The sequence below is a fragment of the Geodermatophilus sp. SYSU D00698 genome (assembly GCF_054050335.1).
Genome location: NZ_JBJGZD010000017.1, coordinates 55,671 through 75,319 on the forward strand (window position 1 = coordinate 55,671; position 19,649 = coordinate 75,319).

18 protein-coding genes are annotated in these 19,649 nt (G+C 76.2%); 5 read left to right on the top strand and 13 right to left on the bottom strand.

The window, feature by feature from the left end:
• Positions 1-50: 50 nt before the first annotated feature.
• From ACI8AB_RS15870 to ACI8AB_RS15880, 3 genes are all read right to left on the bottom strand, one after another.
• Positions 51-1,433: a WS/DGAT/MGAT family O-acyltransferase gene (locus ACI8AB_RS15870; protein WP_456950887.1), complete on the bottom strand. Its 1,383-nt coding sequence runs from the start codon at positions 1,431-1,433 to the stop codon at positions 51-53.
• Between the two features lie 91 nt (positions 1,434-1,524).
• A complete protein-coding gene (locus tag ACI8AB_RS15875) occupies positions 1,525-2,820 on the bottom strand; it encodes an AAA family ATPase (protein WP_456950888.1) in 1,296 nt (431 codons plus the stop codon).
• Positions 2,820-3,725 carry an SAF domain-containing protein gene (locus tag ACI8AB_RS15880; RefSeq protein ID WP_456950889.1) on the bottom strand — a complete coding sequence of 302 codons (906 nt, stop codon included), beginning with the start codon at positions 3,723-3,725 and terminating at the stop codon, positions 2,820-2,822. Before ACI8AB_RS15880 ends, ACI8AB_RS15875 begins: the two co-directional genes overlap by 1 nt.
• A 213-nt stretch (positions 3,726-3,938) precedes the next feature.
• On the opposite strand from ACI8AB_RS15880, the gene ACI8AB_RS15885 reads away from it, so the two are divergent.
• Positions 3,939-4,235, top strand: coding sequence for a helix-turn-helix domain-containing protein (locus tag ACI8AB_RS15885; RefSeq protein WP_387991546.1), 297 nt, complete (start codon positions 3,939-3,941; stop codon positions 4,233-4,235).
• Between the two features lie 2 nt (positions 4,236-4,237).
• Here ACI8AB_RS15885 and ACI8AB_RS15890 read toward each other — a convergent pair whose 3' ends face one another.
• Positions 4,238-4,807, bottom strand: a complete 570-nt coding sequence (locus ACI8AB_RS15890) for a hypothetical protein (protein WP_456950890.1) — start codon at positions 4,805-4,807, stop codon at positions 4,238-4,240.
• Positions 4,808-4,892: 85 nt separating this feature from the next.
• Between ACI8AB_RS15890 and ACI8AB_RS15895 the strand changes: the two genes are divergently transcribed.
• Together ACI8AB_RS15895 and ACI8AB_RS15900 are read left to right on the top strand one after the other, a co-directional pair.
• On the top strand, positions 4,893-5,579 hold the full coding sequence (locus ACI8AB_RS15895) for a hypothetical protein (protein ID WP_456950891.1): 687 nt from the start codon (positions 4,893-4,895) through the stop codon (positions 5,577-5,579).
• A gap of 79 nt (positions 5,580-5,658) precedes the next feature.
• Positions 5,659-6,207, top strand: a complete 549-nt coding sequence (locus tag ACI8AB_RS15900) for an Rv3235 family protein (RefSeq protein ID WP_456950892.1) — start codon at positions 5,659-5,661, stop codon at positions 6,205-6,207.
• 3 nt (positions 6,208-6,210) lie between these two features.
• On the opposite strand, the gene ACI8AB_RS15905 is transcribed toward ACI8AB_RS15900, so the two are convergent.
• Together ACI8AB_RS15905 and secA are read right to left on the bottom strand one after the other, a co-directional pair.
• The gene (locus tag ACI8AB_RS15905) at positions 6,211-6,726 is read right to left on the bottom strand and encodes a GtrA family protein (protein WP_456950893.1); all 516 of its coding nucleotides are present in this window, start codon (positions 6,724-6,726) and stop codon (positions 6,211-6,213) included.
• A 128-nt stretch (positions 6,727-6,854) separates the two neighbouring features.
• A complete protein-coding gene (gene secA / locus ACI8AB_RS15910) occupies positions 6,855-9,953 on the bottom strand; it encodes a preprotein translocase subunit SecA (protein WP_456950894.1) in 3,099 nt (1,032 codons plus the stop codon).
• Between the two features lie 59 nt (positions 9,954-10,012).
• On the opposite strand from secA, the gene ACI8AB_RS15915 reads away from it, so the two are divergent.
• Both ACI8AB_RS15915 and ACI8AB_RS15920 read left to right on the top strand, forming a co-directional pair.
• Complete coding sequence (locus tag ACI8AB_RS15915) at positions 10,013-10,405, top strand: TIGR03618 family F420-dependent PPOX class oxidoreductase (protein ID WP_387991528.1); 393 nt, start codon at positions 10,013-10,015, stop codon at positions 10,403-10,405.
• A 138-nt stretch (positions 10,406-10,543) separates the two neighbouring features.
• Positions 10,544-11,092: a GNAT family N-acetyltransferase gene (locus tag ACI8AB_RS15920; protein ID WP_456950895.1), complete on the top strand. Its 549-nt coding sequence runs from the start codon at positions 10,544-10,546 to the stop codon at positions 11,090-11,092.
• A 70-nt stretch (positions 11,093-11,162) separates the two neighbouring features.
• On the opposite strand, the gene hpf is transcribed toward ACI8AB_RS15920, so the two are convergent.
• The 7 genes from hpf to ACI8AB_RS15955 all read right to left on the bottom strand — a co-directional run bounded on the left by hpf (position 11,163) and on the right by ACI8AB_RS15955 (position 19,615).
• Positions 11,163-11,849, bottom strand: coding sequence for a ribosome hibernation-promoting factor, HPF/YfiA family (hpf, locus tag ACI8AB_RS15925; RefSeq protein WP_387991522.1), 687 nt, complete (start codon positions 11,847-11,849; stop codon positions 11,163-11,165).
• 67 nt (positions 11,850-11,916) lie between these two features.
• Positions 11,917-12,672: a ComF family protein gene (locus ACI8AB_RS15930; protein WP_456950896.1), complete on the bottom strand. Its 756-nt coding sequence runs from the start codon at positions 12,670-12,672 to the stop codon at positions 11,917-11,919.
• Between the two features lie 115 nt (positions 12,673-12,787).
• A complete protein-coding gene (locus ACI8AB_RS15935; protein WP_456950897.1) occupies positions 12,788-14,500 on the bottom strand; it encodes an LpqB family beta-propeller domain-containing protein in 1,713 nt (570 codons plus the stop codon).
• A complete protein-coding gene (mtrB, locus tag ACI8AB_RS15940) occupies positions 14,497-16,236 on the bottom strand; it encodes an MtrAB system histidine kinase MtrB (RefSeq protein WP_456950898.1) in 1,740 nt (579 codons plus the stop codon). The genes ACI8AB_RS15935 and mtrB overlap by 4 nt, the downstream gene beginning before the upstream one ends.
• Before the next feature lie 4 nt (positions 16,237-16,240).
• The gene (mtrA, locus tag ACI8AB_RS15945; protein WP_456950899.1) at positions 16,241-16,948 is read right to left on the bottom strand and encodes an MtrAB system response regulator MtrA; all 708 of its coding nucleotides are present in this window, start codon (positions 16,946-16,948) and stop codon (positions 16,241-16,243) included.
• Positions 16,949-17,125: 177 nt separating this feature from the next.
• Positions 17,126-18,610: an adenosylhomocysteinase gene (gene ahcY, locus ACI8AB_RS15950; RefSeq protein ID WP_456950900.1), complete on the bottom strand. Its 1,485-nt coding sequence runs from the start codon at positions 18,608-18,610 to the stop codon at positions 17,126-17,128.
• 135 nt (positions 18,611-18,745) lie between these two features.
• Complete coding sequence (locus ACI8AB_RS15955; RefSeq protein WP_456950901.1) at positions 18,746-19,615, bottom strand: GmrSD restriction endonuclease domain-containing protein; 870 nt, start codon at positions 19,613-19,615, stop codon at positions 18,746-18,748.
• Between the last annotated feature and the right edge of the window lie 34 nt (positions 19,616-19,649).

Below are 19,649 nucleotides of genomic sequence, written 5' to 3' on the forward strand. Positions count from 1 at the left end.
CGGGGAAGGCGACCGTATCCCGCACCCCCCGGCGCGGGTCCGCCGCCGGGTCAGCGCACGGAGTCGGCGAGCGCCCCGACCTCCTGCTCGACGAGGTCGGCCAGCACGTCCACGTCCCCGACGCCGTCCCGGTCGGCGTTGAGCCCGACGTAGACGTGCCCGTCGTAGCTGGTCATGCCGACCGCCAGACCCTGCCCACCGACGAGCGGGACCACGGGGAACACCTCCAGCATCCGGCTGCCGGCGGCGTACAGCGGCACCTGCGGGCCCGGGACGTTGGTGACGACGAGGTTGAACATCCGCCGCGACAGCCCCCGGGCCGCGCGCGCACCGAGCGCGTGCAGCGTCGGCGGGGCGAAACCGGTCAGCGCGACGAGCGTGTCGGCGCGGACCGAGCGGCCCGAGCCGGTCACCCCGCGCATCGCGTAGCTGAGGCGGGCCAGCCGCACCCACGGGTTGGGCTCCCCGACCGGCAGGTCGACCAGGTAGGCCGCCACGCTGCTGCCCGGCGCGTCCTGCTCCTCGCCCTGCACCGACACCGGCACCAGCGCGCGGACGGCGGTCGAGCCGAGCACCGGCTCGCCGCGGGACAGCAGCCAGTCGCGCAGGGCGCCGCTGAGCACGGTCAGCAGGACGTCGTTGATCGTGCCGCCGTGCGCCTTGCGGATCGCCTTGAGGTCCTCGAGGTCGGCGCGCGCGACGGCGACCCGCCGCTGGTTGCCCAGCGTGCGGGCGAGCGGGCCGTGCGGTGCCGGGACGACCGCCGAGCGGGCCGCCCGCACCAGCCCTCCGGCCACGCCCCGCACCCGCGCCGCGGTGGAGCGCAGGTCACCGACCGCCGACCGTGCGGTCTCGAGCACCGCCGTCGGGCGCTGCACGTAGTCCCCGAGCGCGTCGCGGACCAGCTCGACCGGGCCGGGCACCCGCCGCGGCGCCCAGTCGTCGGCCGACGGGACCGGCGCGTCCGGCGAGGGGTCGAGCAGGACCTGCGCGATGTCCACGGCGCCCAGGCCGTCGACCAGCGCGGGGTGGGTCTTGGTGACCACCGCGACCCGGCCGCCGGACAGGCCCTCGACGAGGTAGATCTCCCACAGCGGCCGGCCGCGGTCCAGCGGGCGCGAGGTCACCCGGGAGACCAGGTCGAGCAGCTGCGCCTCGGTGCCCGGGCGCGGCACCGCCGACCGCCGGACGTGGTAGGCGACGTCGAATTCGGGGTCGTCCGCCCACACCGGGTTGGCCAGGTGGCCCGGCACCGGCACGATCCGCTGCCGGTAGCGCGGCACCAGCGGCAGCCGCGCCTCGACCAGCTCGGCGAGGGTGTCGAGACCGCCCTCGACCGGCTCCAGGACCAGGACTCCGGCGACGTGGATCGGCACCCCGTCGTCCTCCAGGTAGAGGAACGACGCGTCCAGGGTGCTCAGCCGCTCGGCCATCGTCCTCCTCCGGATCGGGAGCCCACCGTACGTCGGGGGCGGAGGCCGGCACACCTGCAGGACGGGGAGGCACCGGGCCGGCACGGCGGCGTCACCCGGCCCTCCGGCGGAGGCGGCCGCGCCGGCCCGCGGAGGGCCCGGGCACCCGTGCGAGCCCGGCGGCGAGCGACCGCAGGGCGGCGCGCAGCGGGGAGCCGGGGGCCACCTCGGCGAGCGTCCGGCCGGAGGCGAGGGCGGCGTCGGTGGCGCGGCGGTCGGCCGGCAGGAACGCGCGGACCCCGCGGCCGGCGAAGCGCTCGAGGGCGCCCGCGATCTCCTCGCGCGGGTCCCCGGGGACCGGCCCGCGGCGCACCTGGTTGACCACGACCGCCGGCTCCACCTCCGGCAGCAGGTCGCGCAGCTGGCCGAGGGCGCGGACGGTGCGCTGCAGCGCCACCGGGTCGGCGCCGCTGACGCAGAGGACGTCGTCGGCGGACTCGAGCACGGTCACCGTGGCGCCGTTGCGCCGGGGCGCGGCGGTGTCGAAGGACAGCTCCTCGTCCTCCTCGAGGTTGAACGCGCAGTCCACGACGACGAGGTCGGCCGCCCGCCGCGCCTCCGTGAGCACCGCGGCGACCGCGGCGGGCCGCAGCTCGGGCCAGCGGTCGGCGCGCGCCAGCCCGGTCAGCACGGCCAGGTGCGGGCGGACCGACCAGGCCAGCCGGGTGAGCGCGGCGTCGTCGAGCGTGCCGGCCGCCGCCTGCCGCGCCGCCCCGGCCAGTCCCGGCGACTCGTCGAGCAGCCCGAGCACCTGGGCGACCACGCCGCCGTAGACGTCGGCGTCGACCAGCAGCGTGGGGACGCCGAGGCGGGCGGCCTCGTCGGCGAGACCGACCGCGACGGTGGTCCGGCCGGGCGCGCCGGTCGGGCCCCACACCGCCACGACCCGGCCCCGCGGGGGCCGCTGCTCCTCCGGCTCCTGCCCGGGCAGCGCCGGGGCGGGCAGCGCCGCGCGCGGGTCGGCGACGTCGCGCCCGGCCGCCGGCCCGCCCGCGACGGCGTCCCGCAGCGCGCGCACGACGTCCTCGGCCGGGGCGTCGGCCGGCAGCACCGTCCCCACGCCGAAGGCGCGCAGCCGGTCGCCGGCGTGCTCGTCCCCGGGGTCGGCCAGCCCGACGACGGCCACCCCCGCGGCGGCCAGCCGGGCGACCGCGTCGCCGTCGAGCCGGTGCAGGTCGGCCGACAGCAGCGCGGCCTGGGCGGTGCCGGTGGCCGCGGTGGCCAGCAGGTCCGAGGCGTCGACGCAGCGCCGCACGACGGTGACGCCGTGGTCGGCGCGGTCGAGCGCACCGACCAGCGCCGCCTCCCACGGCGCGCCGGTGACCGCGGTGACGACCTGCAGCGCCATCAGGCGGCGGGCGCGGCGGGGGCACCGGCCGCGGGGTCGACGGCCACCGGCGGCGCCGCGGGCGCCACCGGCGCGGGGGCGGGCTGCACCGGCGGGACGGGCACGGGAGCCTGACTCGGGCCCGGTGTCGGGGTCCCAGGCGGCGACGAGGAGGTCGGCGCCGACGACGAGGTGGCGGCTGACGACGAGGTGGCGGCCGGGGACCGGGGGACCGTGGGCGCACGGGTGTCGTCGACGGACCCGTGCACCACGACCACCAGCGGCCGGCCGCCGATCGCGGCCAGCACGTCGGGTGCCTCGTCGGCGGCCACGCCGACCACCACCTGCACGGTCGTGGTCGTCGTCGAGAGGACGCCGTCCGCCCGGCCGCTGACCGCCTGCACCGGTGCCGAGCCGACCACGAGCACGACGCCCTCCCCCGTCGCGGTGCCCGCCGGGTCGGTGACGCCGTAGACGTCGACGACCGAGCCGCGGGCCAGGCCCGGCGGCACGTAGCCGGCCTGCACCGGCAGCGCGACCTGCACGAGGTCCTCCGGCTCCTCCAGCACGGTCCGGGGCAGCAGCTCGCCGGTCCGGACCGCCCGGGCGAGGGTCCGGCCCGCGGGGTGGGTGCCGGTGGACAGGTAGGCGCCGGCGGCGTCGCCGAGCCGGACGTCGACGGCGGCCAGGTCCTCGGGGCCGAGCACGGTGCCGGCGGCGAGGTCGGCGGTCACCGACCACACGGGCACGGTGGCGTCGGCGGCGGTGACCACGCGGGCTCCCAGCAGCACCGAGCCCAGGACGAGCAGCACGCCGAGCACCAGGCGCAGGTCCAGCCAGCGGGGCGGGCGCACGCGGCGCGGCACCGGCCCGGCCGGCGTCTCCGCGGCGGGGCCCGCCGGCACCGTGCGCGTCGCAGCGCTCACCGGGCGCTCCTCCCTCCGCTGGCCGGGCATCCCCCGGCGGCCCGCCGACCGGCGGGCGTCCGTCCCGACCGGCACGGCGAGGCTCGGTCGGACGCAGATGATGCGGTACGGATGCGGATGCGTGCACCGGTTGTCCACACGTTCGGGTGGGGGCGGGAAACGTGCGGGTGAGTGCGTTCCTGACAGACTGGCGGGGACCGGACGGAGAGCCCCATGCCCACACCGCGCTTCCTGACCCTCGACGACGTCGCCGAGACGCTCAACGTCTCGTGGTCGCAGGCCTACGCCCTCGTGCGGCGGCGGGAGCTGATCGCCATCCAGATCGGCGGCCGCGGCCAGTGGCGGGTCGAGGTCGACGAGCTGGAGCGCTTCATCCAGCAGAAGTACGCCGAGGCCCGCGCCGGCGCGGTGCCCCCCGCCGACGAGGTCGCGGCCGACGGCGCGGAGGCCACCGGGGACGAGGTCCCGGCCGGCGAGGCGCCCGCCCGGGGACGGCGCCGCACCCGCTGAGGTCAGGCGGCGCCGGGCGCGAGCGTCCGCACCACGGCGACCGCCGAGAGCACCACCGCCCGCACGCCGCGCACCGCGCCGGCCCGACGGAAGTCGTCGGCCGCGTGCTCGGCGAGCTCCACGAAGTCGGCCCCCACCCGGTCCACCGTCCCGGTCAGCACCCCGCCGTCGTCGAGGACGACGGCCACGGTGCTGCGGTCGCGCGCCAGCCCGCGCAGCGCCCGGCGCAGGTCCATCGCGGCCCGGACGGCCGACGGCGGCGCGGCGGCGGCCGTGGTCCGCACCAGCCCGGACACCGTGACGACGGCCGGCAGCGCCACCAGCACCTCCCGCCCGGAACCGTCGTCGAGCAGCGCCCAGTCCGGCCCCAGCCCGGTGAGCAGGCCGGCCACCTCCCCGGCGCCGCGGCAGCGCAGCGACACGTGTCCGCCCACGGCTCCGCCGAGCCGGTCCGCCAGCCGCAGCGCCCCGACCTCCGCGCGGGACCGGGACGGGAGCTCGGCCCGCTCCTCGGCCACCGCGGCCGCCTCGAACTCCGCCTGCAGGTCGGCGAACAGCTGCTGCCAGCGCACGTCACCGAGCCTAGATCCACAAGGACTCTTGCGTTTGATCGCGTTTGCTTGCTTCAGTACGCCGACGTCAACGCAAGGAGGGCTCGTGTCGGCACGTCGACTCGTCGTCACGACGGCGGTCATGGCCGCGCTGGCCGCCGGGCTGCGTGCGCTCACCCCGGACCTCGCCGCTCTCCTGCGCAGCGGCGGCGACCTGCAGGCCCTTGTCGACACCGCCGGTCCCGAGGCGTTGCTGCTCGACGCGGTCGCGGCCGCCGCCTGGGCCGTCTGGGCCTGGGGCGCGCTGGGGCTGGCGCTCACCGCGCTGTCGGCGCTGCCCGGCCTGGCCGGAGCCGCCGCTGGCGTCCTCCTGCGCCGAGTGGTCCCGGCGTCCGGCCGGCGGGCCGCCGCGCTCGCCCTCGGCGTCGGCCTGGTCACGGCGCCGGCGTTGACCGGGTGCGCGACCGCGGGGCCCGTCGTCGTCGCGACCGCCGGCGCGCCGGCCCCGCTGGCCGTCCCGGACTGGCCGGCGCCCGCCCCCGCCCCCGCGGCGCCCGTCCCCGCTCCCGCGGTGCCCGACTGGCCGATGCCTGCTCCCGGCGAGCACGTCGTGCTGCGCGGCGAGTGCCTGTGGACCATCGCCGCCGCCGACCTGCGCGCCCGCACCGGCGCCGAGCCCCCCGACTCCGCGACCGCCGCCGCCGTCGGCCGCTGGTGGGCGGCGAACGCCGCCGTCATCGGCCCCGACCCCGACCTGCTGCTGCCCGGTCAGGTGCTGCGCCCGCCGCCGTGAGGGCCGCACCCCGCCGAACCCGTCCGGCCGCTCCCCCGGCCCCCGTCGCCCCCACCCCGACCCGACCCCGGGAGCTCCCGTGACCGTGTCCACCCACCCCGTCCCGCCGACCGCCGCGCCGCTGCGGACCCTGCGGCTGAGCCTCGTCCCGCCGCTGCACCCGCCGCTGACCGGACCGGCCGTCGCCCTGGTCGACCCCGCCACGCCGCCACCCCGTCCGCCGCACCGGCCCGGTCCGCGGCCGGCGCCGGAGGGACTCCGCCGCCGCAGGCCGGACCTCTTCGGCCCGGCCTGGTCGGTACGGGCCGACCTCCCCGACCCCCGCGCCACCGGGCGGCTGCTGTTCACGACCGTGCTCGAGGCGCTGGCCGGCCGCCGGCCGCTGTCCCAGGTGCAGCGGCTCGCCTCCCCCGGTGTGCACGCGGCGCTCGTCGCCGGACGGCGACCGGTCTGGTGCGCCGCCGGCAGCGCGCCGCTGCTGCTCGGCCCGGTGCACGTGTGCGAGCCGGTCGACGGCGTGGCGGAGGTCAGCGCGGTGGCACGGCGGGCCGGCCGCGCGCACGCGGTGGCCGCCCGGCTGGAGGGCATCGACGGCCGCTGGCGGTGCACCGCCCTGTCGATCGGCTGACGGTCAGGTCCGCACCCGCGTCGGGTGGGCCGCCGCGCCCGGACGGACCACGAGGACCCAGCGGAGACCGACGAACCGGGCGAGACCCACCACGCCGCTGACCGCGATGACCGCGAGCACCGACGCCAGCGGACCGGCGGAGACCGTCCAGGCGTCGAGCGCGGCCAGCGTGAGGCTGGAGGTCGCCAGCCCGGCCACGGCGATCCCCCCTCCGGCCCACTGCGCCGTCGCCCAGCCGACCCGGTCGCCGGCGCGGAAGGTCAGCCGGCGGTGCAGCTCGTTGGCCACGGCCGTCGAGGCGACCACCGCGACGAGGTTGGCCGGCTGGTCCCCGAGCCCGGACAACGCCAGGAACAGACAGGCGTAGACGACGTTCGCCGAGCCGCCGACCAGCACGAACCGGACGAACTGCGCCGGCACGCGGTCACTGCGGAGCCGGTCGGGCAGCGTCGGCGCCGGGGCCGCGGGGGCCCGCGTCCCCACCCGGTCGGGTGGAGGGGCGAGGACGGTCCCGGGCATGCGGCCAGGCTCCTCGCCTCCCCCGCTCCGCACATCAGGGAAGACCCTCATCCCGCACCTGATCCCGGGACGACGGCGCCCCGCCGACCACGGGGGTCGGCGGGGCGCCGGGGTGTGCGCGGGAGCGGTCAGCGACCGGCAGCCCCGTGGCAGACCTTGTACTTCTTGCCCGAGCCGCAGGGGCACGGCGCGTTGCGGGCCGGCTCCTTGGTCCCGGTGACCGTGGCGGTCTTGGCCGCCTTGGCCGGGCCGCTCTCCTTCGGCGAGGCGTCGAGCGAGGGCGCCGAGTAGCTCAGGTCCTCCTGCCGGCGCGGCTCGTCGAGACCCTTGACCGCCAGCTGCGGCCCGGTGCCCGACGGCGCCGGGGCCTCCGCCTCGGGCGTCGCCGGGGCCGCGGGCCGGGTGCCGCTCCTGCGGGCGGTGGGCCGCCCGGCCGGGGCGCCGGTCGAGCGGCGGGCCGCCGGCCCGCCGGACGGCTTGGCCATCGACACGGGCGCGGCCCCGTCGTCGGCAGCGGAGGCAGCGGCCGGAGCAGGGGCAGGGGCAGGGGCCGGGGCCGGAGCAGGCGCAGCGCCGTCGGCGGTCGGAGCGGGCGCGGCGGACGCGCGGGCCGCGGCCTCCTGTGCCGCCCGCTGCCGGGCGAGCACGCGGGCCGTGCCCTCCTGCGCGGCGGCCAGCGCCTTGGCCTCGGCCTCGGCCTGCTGGGCCCGGGCCTCGGCCTCCTGCTGCTCCCTGGTCTTGACCTCCAGGTTGAACAGGAAGCCGACCGACTCCTCCTTGATGCCGTCGAGCATCGCGGTGAACATGTCGTAGCCCTCGCGCTGGTACTCCACGACCGGGTCGCGGTTGGCCATCGCGCGCAGGTGGATGCCGGCCCGCAGGTAGTCCATCTCGTAGAGGTGCTCGCGCCACTTGCGGTCCAGCACGGAGAGCAGCACCCGCCGCTCGAGCTCGCGCATGACCTCCGAGCCCAGCGCCGCCTCGCGCTCCGCGTAGGCGCGGTGCACGTCCTCGAGCAGCTCGGTGCGCAGCACGTCGGCGGTCAGGGCCGCCTGCTCGCCGTCGGCCACCCGGTCGATCAGCTCCTGGCGGTCCAGGCCCACCGGGTAGAGCGACTTGAGGCCGGTCCACAGCTGCTCGAGGTCCCAGTCCTCGGCGTAGCCGGTCTCGGTGGCGCCGTCGACGTAGGCGCGGACGACGTCGTCGAGCATGTGCTGCACCTGCTCGTGCAGGTCCTCCCCGTCGAGCACCTTGCGGCGCTCGTCGTAGATGACCGTGCGCTGCCGGTTGAGCACCTCGTCGTACTTGAGGACGTCCTTGCGGACCTCGAAGTTCTGCTGCTCGACCTGCGTCTGCGCCGAGCGGATGGCCCGGGAGACCATCTTCGACTCGATCGGCTGGTCCTCGGGGACCCGCAGCGTGGTCATCATCGACTCGAGCATCGGGCCGTTGAACCGGCGCATGAGGTCGTCGCCGAGGGAGAGGTAGAACCGCGACTCCCCCGGGTCGCCCTGCCGGCCCGACCGGCCGCGCAGCTGGTTGTCGATGCGGCGGCTCTCGTGCCGCTCGGTGCCCAGCACGTAGAGCCCGCCGGCCTCGGCGACCTCCTCGTGCTCGGCCTTGACCTGGTCCCTGGCCGCGGAGAGCGCCTCGTCCCAGGCGGCCTCGTACTCCTCCGGGGTCTCCGACGGCGACAGGCCGCGGGCGCGCAGCTCCTCGTCGGCGATGAACTCGGGGTTGCCACCGAGCTGGATGTCGGTGCCACGGCCGGCCATGTTGGTGGCCACGGTGACCGCGCCGAGCCGCCCGGCCTGGGCGACGATCGCCGCCTCCCGCGCGTGGTTCTTCGCGTTGAGGACCTCGTGCGGGATGCCGCGGCGCAGCAGCAGCTTGGACAGGACCTCGGACTTCTCGACGCTCGCGGTGCCGACGAGGACCGGCTGACCCTTCTCGTGCCGGTCGGCGATGTCGTCGATGACCGCCTCGAACTTGGCCTTCTCGGTCTTGTAGACGACGTCGGAGCGGTCCTCGCGGACCATCGGCCGGTTGGTCGGGATCGGGACGACGCCCAGCTTGTAGGTCTGGGAGAGCTCGGCCGCCTCGGTCTGGGCGGTGCCGGTCATTCCGGAGAGCTTGTCGTAGAGCCGGAAGTAGTTCTGCAGCGTGATCGTGGCGAGGGTCTGGTTCTCGTCCTTGATCTGCACCTTCTCCTTGGCCTCGATGGCCTGGTGCATGCCCTCGTTGTAGCGGCGGCCGGCCAGCACGCGGCCGGTGAACTCGTCGACGATGAGCACCTCGCCGTTGCTGACGATGTACTGCTGGTCGCGGTGGAAGAGCTCCTTGGCCTTCAGCGCGTTGTTGAGGTAGCCGATCAGCGGGGTGTTGACCGCCTCGTAGAGGTTGTCGATGCCGAGCTGGTCCTCGACGAACTCGACGCCCTCCTCGGTGACGGCGACCGTGCGCTTGGCCTCCTCCACCTCGTAGTGCTCGTCCCGCTTCATCAGCGGCACGATGCGCGCGAACTCCACGTACCACTTGCCGGCGGACTCGGCCGGGCCGCTGATGATCAGCGGGGTGCGGGCCTCGTCGATGAGGATCGAGTCGACCTCGTCGACGATCGCGTAGTGGTGGCCGCGCTGCACGAGGTCGGCCTTGGACCAGGCCATGTTGTCGCGCAGGTAGTCGAAGCCGAACTCGTTGTTCGTGCCGTAGGTGATGTCGCAGGCGTACTGCTCGCGGCGGTGCGCGGGCTTCTCGCCGGACAGGATCGTGCCCACCGACAGGCCGAGGAAGCGGTGCACCCGGCCCATCCACTCGGCGTCGCGCTTGGCCAGGTAGTCGTTGACCGTGACCACGTGCACGCCCTCGCCGGTCAGGGCGTTGAGGTAGGCCGGCAGCACGCCGGTCAGGGTCTTGCCCTCACCGGTGCGCATCTCGGCGATGTTGCCCAGGTGCAGCGCGGCGCCGCCCATCAGCTGGACGCGGAAGTGCCGCTGGCCCAGCGTGCGGGTGGCCGCCTCCCGGACGACGGCGAACGCCTCCGGGAGCAGCTGGTCGAGGGTCTCGCCGTCCTCGTACCGCTGCTTGAACTCGTCGGTCTTCGCCCGGAGCTCCGCGTCGGTGAGGTCGGCGACGTCGCCCTCCAGGGACTCGATCGCGTCGGCGATCCGGTCCAGTCGTCGGAGGATCTTGCCCTCACCGGCTCGCAGGATTCTCGAGAACACCACGACACCAGCGTAGGCGGCGCGGCCAGCACCCCGGGGACGCCGCACGTACCCTCCGCCGGGTGGCCACCGACCCCGCCGCCCTCGGGCCCGGCGCGCTCGCCTTCCTGACCGAGCGCCACCTGGCCACGCTGACCACGCTGCGCGCCGACGGGAGCCCGCACGTGGTCCCCGTCGGCGTCACCTACGACCCGGACACCCGCACCGCGCGCGTCATCACCTCCGGCGGCTCGGCCAAGGCCCGGCACGTCCGCGCCGGGCAGACGCGGGTCGCCGTCTGCCAGGTCGACGGGCGCCGGTGGCTGACCCTCGAGGGGACGGCGGTCGTGCGCGACGACGCGGCCGCGGTGGCCGACGCCGAGGCCCGCTACGCGCGGCGGTACCGGCAGCCGCGGGAGAACCCGGCGCGGGTCGTCGTCGAGATCTCGGTCGACCGGGTGCTCGGCAACGCCTGAGGAAGGACCCCGTCCTCCCACCCCTCCCAGGCTCGGCAGGAGGACCCCCTGCCCCCACCGCTCGCACGCCCGCCCCGGCCCCTGCAGGGGCCGGGGCGGAACCGAGACAGACCACCGGACATGCACGACCCTGATCCCGTGGAGCTCACCGGCATCGACCTGACCACCGAGGTGGTCCGCACCGCCCGGCTGGTCCTCCGGCCGTTCACCCCCCAGGACGCCGGCGCGGTGCACCGCGCCACCCAGGACCCGGAGACGCAGCGCTGGATCAGCGCCGCGCCGGTGCCCTACACGCTCGCCGACGCCCGCGCGTTCGTGGACACGGTGGTGCGCCAGCGCGCCGAGGGCACCGGGCTGCCGGTGGTGGCCGAGGCCGACGGCGAGTTCGTCGGCACGGCGGGGCTGGTGTTCGGCGGGCGGCACCTCGGCCCGGAGATCGGGTACTCGGTGGCGCCGTGGGCGCGGCGGCGCGGCTACGCCACCGAGGTCACCGACGGTCTGGCCGCCTGGGCGTTCGCCCACGGGGCGCCCCGGGTGCACCTGGTGGTCGACGTGGACAACCCCGCCTCGCAGGCGGTGGCGCTGCGGGCCCGGTTCACCCGCGAGGGCGTCGTCCGCTCGGCCCTGCCGCGGCGCGACGGCACCCGCGCCGACGCCGTGCTGTTCGGCCGGCTGGCCGCCGACTGAGGACCGGCCCTCCCCGCGCCCGGACACGGCGGAGGGGCCGCGCCGGCACGGCACGGCCCCTCCGGGACGGTCAGCGCGGGACGGCGGCGGGCTCGGCCGGTGCCGCGACGTGGGAGGACCCGGTGCCCAGCGGCGGCTCCACCAGCCGGATCAGGCCGTAGTCGAACGCGTGCCGCCGGTAGACGACGGTCGGCTGGCCGGTGTCGGCGCACTGGAAGAGGAAGAAGTCGTGGCCCACGAGCTCCATCTCGTGCAGGGCCTGGTCGACGGTCATGGGCACGGCCGGGTGGTGCTTCTCCCGCACGATCCGGCCGGGCAGGTGCTCGTCGAGGTCGGTGACGAGGGGCTCCCCGGCGAACTGCTGCTCGACGTCGGGGATGCCGAGCGCCGGGGTCTCCAGCGGCGCGGCGGTGGGACCGGCGACCCGCACGCTGGGCGGGGTGCGCCGGCCGTGGTGCACGCGGCGGCGGTCGTTCGCCCGCCGCAGCCGGTTGTCGAGCTTGCCGCAGCACAGGTCGAGGGCGGCGTAGAAGTCCGGCGCCGCGGCCTCGGCGCGGACCACGGGTCCCTTGCCGCGCAGGGTGATCTCCACGCGCTGGCAGTTGGAGGACTGGCGGGGGTTCTTCTCGTGGAACAACTCGACGTCGATGCGCGAGAGCTTGCCGTCGAACCGTTCGAGCTGACCGACCTTGTCCTCCACGTGCTGCCGATAGTGCTCGGGCACCTCGACGTTGCGACCACGGACCACGATCTCCATCAGACCTCCCGGTCATCGGGTGTGATCGATGCAACGCTAGTCGCTGTCACGTGGGCCGGACAGTCGATCAGCGGGACTCCCGCGACGCCCTCGGGGAGCCGTCCGGGAAGCACCCAGGTGGCGTCGCGCGGACCGGCCGGGGGCCGGGACGGGGCGTCGCGGCGACGACGGCGGCCAGCACCGGCGTGTCACCGTCCGGGCGTGTCGCGGCCAGCGCGGCGGCCGCCTCGGTGAGTGTCGCGCCGCTGGTGACGACGTCGTCGACGACCACGAGCACCGCCCCGGCCGGGAGCCGGACCGGGCGGACGCCGAAGGTGCCGGCGAGGTTGGCCCGCCGCTGCGCCACCGACAGCCCCGCGGAGTCCCGCACCCGCCCGGTCCGGGTCAGCAGCCGGACGCACCCGGCGGGCACCCCCGCGGCGCGCAGGTCGCCGGCGGCGGCCGCGGCCAGCTCCCGGACGCAGTCGCGGCCGCGCGCCCGCAGCGCCGTCCGGGTCGGCGGCAGCGGGACCAGCAGCACCGGCCGGCCGGGCAGCAGCACCGCGTGCACGCCGACGGCCAAGGCCAGCGCCGCCCCGAGCGGGCCGGCGAGCTCCGCGCGGCCGTGCTCCTTGAACGCGGCGACCGCGGGGCGGACCGGCCCGGCGTAGGCGCCTGCGGCCACGGTGGGCGGCATGCCCGGCGGGAGCCGGCGCGGCGTCGCCTCGCGCGGTGCGCCGAGCAGGGCCGCGCACCGCCGGCACAGCGCCGGGCCGGGCACGCCGCAGCCCGCGCAGGTGCGCGGGAGCACGAGGTCGGCGAGCGCCGCGCCGAGACCTCCCACCACCCCAGCCTGCGGCTCCCGGCTCCCCGGCACCCGGGTCCGACCACATCTGTGGAGAGCGGCCCCTCTGCAGGCAGGAGGACCTCGTCCTCCTGCCTGCAGAGGGGTCCTTCCGCTACACCGGGTAGAAGGGCTCGGTGCCCGGCACCGGCTGCTGGCCGCGCAGCAGCGTCACCCAGGTGCCGCCGACCAGCAGCCACATCGTCCCGCCGGCGCTGACCAGCGGCAGCTGGCCGGGCGCCGCCGCCAGCGCCGTCGGCGCGCTCGGCAGGCCGGCGGTGGGCACCGTCGCCAGCCCCCACCCGTCGACGCCGACGACGTAGGGCACCACACCCTCCTCGCCGTCGGCGAGCACCATCAGGCTGCCGGCGGTGCGCCAGCCGACGTCGACCACGGCGGTCAGCGACGGCGCCACCTCGCGCAGGTCGCGCAGCGCCACCTGGCCCTCGTCGGAGCGCACGACCGTCCCGACCAGCAGCACGGCGTCGTCCCCGCGGGTGACCACCGCGGCGGCGCGGACGCCGTCGGGCGAGAGCTGCAGCGCCGTCGCCCGGCCCTGCCCGGGCAGGGTCGGGGCGTTCACCGGCTGCGGCTGCCCGGAGGCCGGCACCCGGACGACGGTGCTCTCGTCGCGGACCACCCAGAACTCCGGCCGGGTGGCCGCGACCGTCGGCACCGACAGCCGGCCGGCGCCGGTGATCACCGGGGCCAGGGGCTGGCCGTAGGGGCCCGCCAGCAGCGACGCGGTGCCCCCGCTCACCGAGACGCCGGCCATCGCGGTCAGGGCGCTGGTGCGCGGGTCCGCGGACACCGCCGCGCCGGTCAGCCCGTAGGCGCCCTCACCGGCCGGCCCGGGTGCGGGCTGCCCGTCGACGGTCATCAGCCGGCCGGCGTCGAGGTAGTGGCCGTCGGCGTCGGCGGGCACCGAGTCCGGGCTGTAGGAGGCCCAGTCGTCGGTGCGCTGGACGGTGGGGACGCCGTCGATGGCGACCGGCTCGCCGTTGCTGGTCACCTCCACCGAGTTCGTGCCCTCGAGCTGGTCCAGCGTCCACACCAGCTGGGCGGCCAGCTGGGCGAGCTGGTTGGGCGCGAGGTCGTCGAGGCCGGCGAGGTCGACGGTGACCGTCGCCCCGGAGACGGTCACCGCGCGGGTCAGGGTCACGCCGCCCAGCGCGTTGCTGACGCCGGCGGCCAGGGCCGGCGAGGGGCCCTCGACCAGCCGCTGCACCAGCGTCGTCGGCTGGGCGTCCCCGGAGACGAGGTACCGCGGGTCGGGCACCACGCGGGTGCCGGTCGGGTCGACGAAGTAGACGGCGAGGTCGTCGTAGAGGCGCTCGAAGTCGGGGACGAGCATGACCAGGCCGTCCGGCGGGTTGGTGATCCGCCACTCGCCGCCCACCTCAGCCAGCGTGAACTCGCGGGTGAAGACCGTGTCGTTCGGGGCCGAGAAGACGCCGCGCGGGTCGACGGTGCCGACCAGGTCGCCGGTCATGACCACGGCGCCCGAGCCGGTGGTCACCGTCGCGTAGTCCGGGCCCACGAGGGTGATGCCGGACTCGTCGGACCAGGTCGCGGCCGCCTCGGGGGTCAGGTGCTCGACGGCGACGGGGTGGCCGTTGACGGTGCTGGCGGCGGCGTCGACGAAGCCGCGGACGATCTCCTCCGGCGGCGCCCCGGCGCGCGGGCCGAGCGGCTCGATGCCGACGTCGCCGGTGGGCCGGGCCTGGGCCTCGGTGATCGCCTGCGGCGCGGATCCGGTGGGCACGGTCGAGCACGCGGCGAGCAGCCCCACCAGCAGGGCGGCCAGCGCGGCCGGCAGCCGCCTCACCGCCGCTCCCCCGGCCGGCGGACGATCGTCGGCCGCAGCGGCAGCGGCGAGCTGGTGAGGTCGGTGCCGGCCACCAGCGGGACGGTGAGCCGGAACTGCGCGCCCAGGCCCGGCTGGCCCCACACCTGCAGCCAGCCGCCGTGGAGCCGGGCGTCCTCGAGGCTGATCGACAGGCCCAGCCCGCTGCCGCCGACGGTGCGGACCCGCGAGGGGTCGGCCCGCCAGAACCGGTCGAAGACGTGCGCCGCCTCGGCCGAGGACAGCCCGACGCCGTGGTCGCGGACGGTGACCGCCGCCGCCGTCCGGTTGGCCGCGAGCGTCACCTCGATCGGCTGCCCGCTGCCGTGCTCGACGGCGTTGCCGACCAGGTTGCGCAGGATCCGCTCGACCCGCCGCGCGTCGACCTCGGCGATGACCGGGTCGGCCGGGCCGGTGACCCGCAGCTCGCAGCCGTGCCGCTCGGCCAGTGCGGTCATCCCGTCGGCCACCCGGCCCACCAGTGCGCCGAGGTCGGTGGGCGCCCAGTCGAGGACGGCGGCGCCGGCGTCGTAGCGGCTGATCTCCAGCAGGTCCGACAGCAGCCGCTCGAAGCGGTCGAGCTCCTCGTGCAGCAGCTCGGCCGACCGCGCCACGTGCGGCGGGAAGTCCCCGCGCGACTCGTGCAGCACGTCGGCGGCCATCTGCACCGTCGTCAGGGGGGTGCGCAGCTCGTGGCTGACGTCGGAGGTGAACCGCTGCTGCAGCTGGGACAGCGCCTCCAGCTGGGTGATCTGCTGCTGCAGGCTGTCGGCCATGGCGTTGAAGCTGGTGGCCAGCCGGGCCAGGTCGTCCTCGCCGCGGACGGTCATCCGCTCCTCGAGCTGGCCCTCGGCCAGCCGCTGCGCGGTGCCGGCGGCGCGGCGCACGGGGTCGACGACCAGCCGGGTCACGAGCACGCCGATCCCGGCCACGAACAGGGTGAGCGCGATGCCGCTGATCGCCACGGTGCTGCGGATCAGCGACAGCGTCTCCTCCTCCTGGTCGAGCGGGAACGCGTAGTACAGCTCGATCGCCTCGGAGGAGGAGACGTCGCCGGGGACGGGCACCCCCACCAGCAGCGTGGGCTGCGGCTCGCCGGTGTCGTCGGGGACGAGCGCGTACTGCGTGTACTGACCGCCGCCCTGCACGCCCGCCCGGAGGTCGTCGGGCAGCGCGGGGTAGACGCCGGGCCGGCTGATCGCGGGCGGCCGCTCGGCGTTGCCGGTGCGGTAGACCATGACGACGTCGAAGTCACCGGCCGAGCCGCCGCGGGTGAGCAGCCCGTTGACGGTGCGGCCCAGGGTGGCGCGGACGCTGGCGGCGTCACCGGCGGCGATGCCCACCACCTCCGACCGGGCGTAGACGACGCCGGCCTGGGCCTGGTCGATCGCGGCCTGCTCCTTGACCGACAGCAGCTGGGTCCGGATCTGGCTGAACAGCACGAGGCTGACGATCACCACGACCGTGCCGGCCACGACCATCGTGATCGCGCCGATGCGCACGTGCAGCGACCGCCGCCAGGTGGTGACCGCCCGGCCGGCCAGCCGGCGGGCGCGGATCCGCGCCCGGACCGCCCGCCGGCGGAGACCGCGGCGCAGCGCGGGCAGGTCGGCCGGCCGCCGCCGGGACGCGCGGACCGGGGCCGGGCGCGCCGGCGCCGGGGCGCCGGTGTCGCGGTCGTCCGCCGGTGCCGCCGGCGCCCGCTCGGTGGTGCTCACGGGATCACGGGGGGCCGGCCTTGTAGCCGACGCCGCGGACGGTCAGGACGATCTCCGGCTTCTCCGGGTCGCGCTCGATCTTGGCCCGCAGCCGCTGCACGTGGACGTTGACCAGCCGGGTGTCGGCGGCGTGCCGGTAGCCCCACACCTGCTCGAGCAGCAGCTCGCGGGTGAACACCTGGCGCGGCTTGCGGGCCAGGGCGACCAGCAGGTCGAACTCCAGGGGCGTCAGCGGGATCGGCGAGCCGTCCCGGGTGACCTGGTGCGCCGGGACGTCGATGTGCACGTCGCCGATGGACAGCGTCTCGGCCTGGCCGGTCTCGCCGCGGCGCAGCTGGGCGCGCACCCGGGCGACGAGCTCGACGGGCTTGAACGGCTTGGTGACGTAGTCGTCGGCGCCGGCCTCGAGCCCCTGGACGACGTCGATGGTGTCGCCCTTGGCGGTGAGCATGACGATCGGGACGGTCGACTGGCTGCGGATGTCCTGGGCGATCTGCAGGCCGTTGCGGCCGGGCAGCATGAGGTCGAGCAGGACGATGTCGGGCCGGGTCTGCTCGAAGACCGACAGCGCCCGGTTGCCGTCGGAGACGAAGGCGGGGTCGTAGCCCTCGCGCCGCAGGACGATGCCGAGCATCTCGGCGAGGGCGGCGTCGTCGTCGACGACCAGGACGCGGCCGCGACTGGGCCCGTTGTTCGCTGCGGTCGGAGGCACGTGACCATTCTGCGACGTCACGACCGGATAACGGGGGCGCCGGACCGAATCACCGGTCCGGCGCCACCATCCGTCCCACGGATCCCTGCCCGGAGGGCGGGGTGAGGGCCTGGAACGGCCCCCTCGCAGGGGCCCACCGCGAGCGGAGCGAGCGGTGGGGGGCGAGGGGGTCCTCCCTCAGTAGCGGTAGTGCTCGCTCTTGTACGGGCCCTCGACCGGCACGCCGATGTAGTCGGCCTGCACCTTGGTGAGCTCGGTGAGCTTCACGCCGAGCGCGTCGAGGTGCAGCCGGGCCACGTGCTCGTCCAGCTTCTTGGGCAGCACGGTCACGGTGGGCTCGCGGCCCTCGTAGGCCGCGCGGTTGCCCCACAGCTCGATCTGGGCGAGCACCTGGTTGGAGAACGAGGCGCTCATGACGAAGCTGGGGTGCCCGGTGGCGTTGCCGAGGTTCAGCAGCCGGCCCTCGGACAGCAGGATGAGGGTGTGGCCGTCGGCGAAGCGCCACTCGTCGACCTGCGGCTTGATCGTCGTCCGGGTGATGCCCGGGGTGCGGGCCAGGCCGGCGACGTCGATCTCGTTGTCGAAGTGGCCGATGTTGCCGACGATCGCCTGGTGCTTGGTCCGCCCGAGCTGCTCGGCGGTGATGATGTCGCGGTTGCCGGTGGCGGTGATGACGATGTCGGCCTTGCCGATGACGTCGTCGAGGGTGGTCACCTCGTAGCCGTGCATCGCCGCCTGGAGGGCGTTGATCGGGTCGATCTCGGTGACGACGACCCGGGCGCCCTGGCCGCGCAGGGACTCCGCGCAGCCCTTGCCGACGTCGCCGTAGCCGCAGACGACGGCGACCTTGCCGCCGATCATGACGTCGGTGGCGCGGTTGATGCCGTCGATGAGGGAGTGCCGGCAGCCGTAGAGGTTGTCGAACTTGCTCTTGGTCACCGAGTCGTTGACGTTGATCGCCGGGAAGAGCAGCCGGCCGTCGCGGGCGAGCTCGTAGAGGCGCATGACGCCGGTGGTGGTCTCCTCGGTGACGCCCTGGATGCCCTGGCCGATGCGCGTCCAGTAACCGGCGTCGGCGGCCAGCGTGCCGCGCAGCACGTCGAGGATGACGCCGTACTCCTCGGAGTCGGCCTCGGTGGTCTCCGGGACGGCGCCGTCGGCCTCGAAGCGGGTGCCGAGGTGGACGAGCAGGGTCGCGTCACCGCCGTCGTCGAGCAGCATGTTCGGGCCGACGACGTCGCCGTCCTCGTCGCGGAACTCGAACAGGCGCTGGGTGCACCACCAGTACTCCTCGAGCGTCTCGCCCTTCCAGGCGAACACCGGGACGCCGGCGGGCTCCTCGGGGGTGCCCTCCCCCACGACGATCGCCGCGGCGGCGTGGTCCTGGGTGGAGAAGATGTTGCAGGAGACCCAGCGGACGTCGGCGCCGAGCGCGACGAGGGTCTCGATGAGGACGGCGGTCTGCACGGTCATGTGCAGCGAGCCGGCGATGCGGGCGCCGGCCAGCGGCTGCTCGTCGCCGTACTCGGCGCGCAGCGCCATCAGGCCGGGCATCTCGTGCTCGGCGAGCTGGATCTCCTTGCGGCCGAACGGCGCCAGGGAGAGGTCGGCGACCCTGAAGTCGCCGTCGGTCAGGACGCGGGTGCCGGTAGAGGCGGTCATGTCGCTCCAGGGTCGAGGCCCCCACCGGCAGCGGCGGGGGCTCGGGGTCACTGAGGTGAGCGAGCATGCCGAGGCTTCGGCGGGGCTCGTGCCGTCGTCCAGCCTAACGCAGCGGGCCCGGCGGGCCCGGCGGGCTCAGCCCTCGCAGCCGACGCCGTCGCCGTCGCCGTCCAGGGACGGGTTCCAGCCGGGGTCGCCCTCGCGGAGGGGTGCGGCGCCCGCGGCGCGCACCGCGGCGCAGTCGGGATAGGGCGTCGCCGGCGCCGACGGCGCGCTCCCCGGCGCCTCCTGGCCCGGGAGCGGGCCGCGCCCGGGCAGCGGCTCGTCCGGGCAGGCGTCCAGCACGCCGGCGACGGCGTCCCGCTCGGCGCGGGTCATCCACAGCCCGTAGGTCACCTTCACGGCGACCTGCCGGGCCACGTACGCGCATCGGTAGGACCGGGCCGGCGGCAGCCAGGTGGCGGCGTCGGAGTCGCCCTTGGCCTGGTTGAGCGGGCCGTCGACGGCGAGCAGGTTGAGCGGGTCGTTGGCGAACTCGGTGCGACGGTCGGCGTCCCACTGCTGGGCGCCCTTCTGCCAGGCGTCGGACAGCGCCACGACGTGGTCGATCTGCACCGCCTCGCTGGTCCCCTCGCCGCGGCGGAACGCGATGGTGCGGCCGGAGTACGGGTCCACGAGGGTGCCGCTGACGACGACGCAGTCGCGGGTGCCCGGCTCGAAGCGCTCCCCGGTGAGGTCGCGGGCCAGGACGTCGTTGCGGGTGTCGCAGCCGTTCTGGTCGGTGTCGACCCAGCCGTCGCCGAACTCGTCGCGGGAGTAGCCGGTCTGCGGCGCGCGGCCACGGACCTCGACGGAGTCCAGCGCCTCCAGCGCGCTGCCGGCGGCCGGGACGGCGGGCGGGTCGCCGAGCAGGGCGGTGCACCCGGACCCCAGCGCGGCCACCAGGCCCAGCGCCAGCGCCGCCCGCAGCGGGGCGGGGCGCGGCCGGGCCGGTCGGAGGTGCACGACCGACGCTACGTCCGCGGCCGCGTCCCCGTCA

Excerpts from the sequence above, each read along its gene's own strand:
- ACI8AB_RS15905 (WP_456950893.1), bottom strand. The coding sequence starts at position 6,726 with ATGCCCGGGACCGTCCTCGCCCCTCCACCCGACCGGGTGGGGACGCGG.
- ACI8AB_RS15870 (WP_456950887.1), bottom strand. The coding sequence starts at position 1,433 with ATGGCCGAGCGGCTGAGCACCCTGGACGCGTCGTTCCTCTACCTGGAG.
- hpf (WP_387991522.1), bottom strand. The coding sequence starts at position 11,849 with ATGGAGATCGTGGTCCGTGGTCGCAACGTCGAGGTGCCCGAGCACTAT.
- ahcY (WP_456950900.1), bottom strand. The coding sequence starts at position 18,610 with ATGACCGCCTCTACCGGCACCCGCGTCCTGACCGACGGCGACTTCAGG.
- ACI8AB_RS15885 (WP_387991546.1), top strand. The coding sequence starts at position 3,939 with ATGCCCACACCGCGCTTCCTGACCCTCGACGACGTCGCCGAGACGCTC.
- ACI8AB_RS15875 (WP_456950888.1), bottom strand. The coding sequence starts at position 2,820 with ATGGCGCTGCAGGTCGTCACCGCGGTCACCGGCGCGCCGTGGGAGGCG.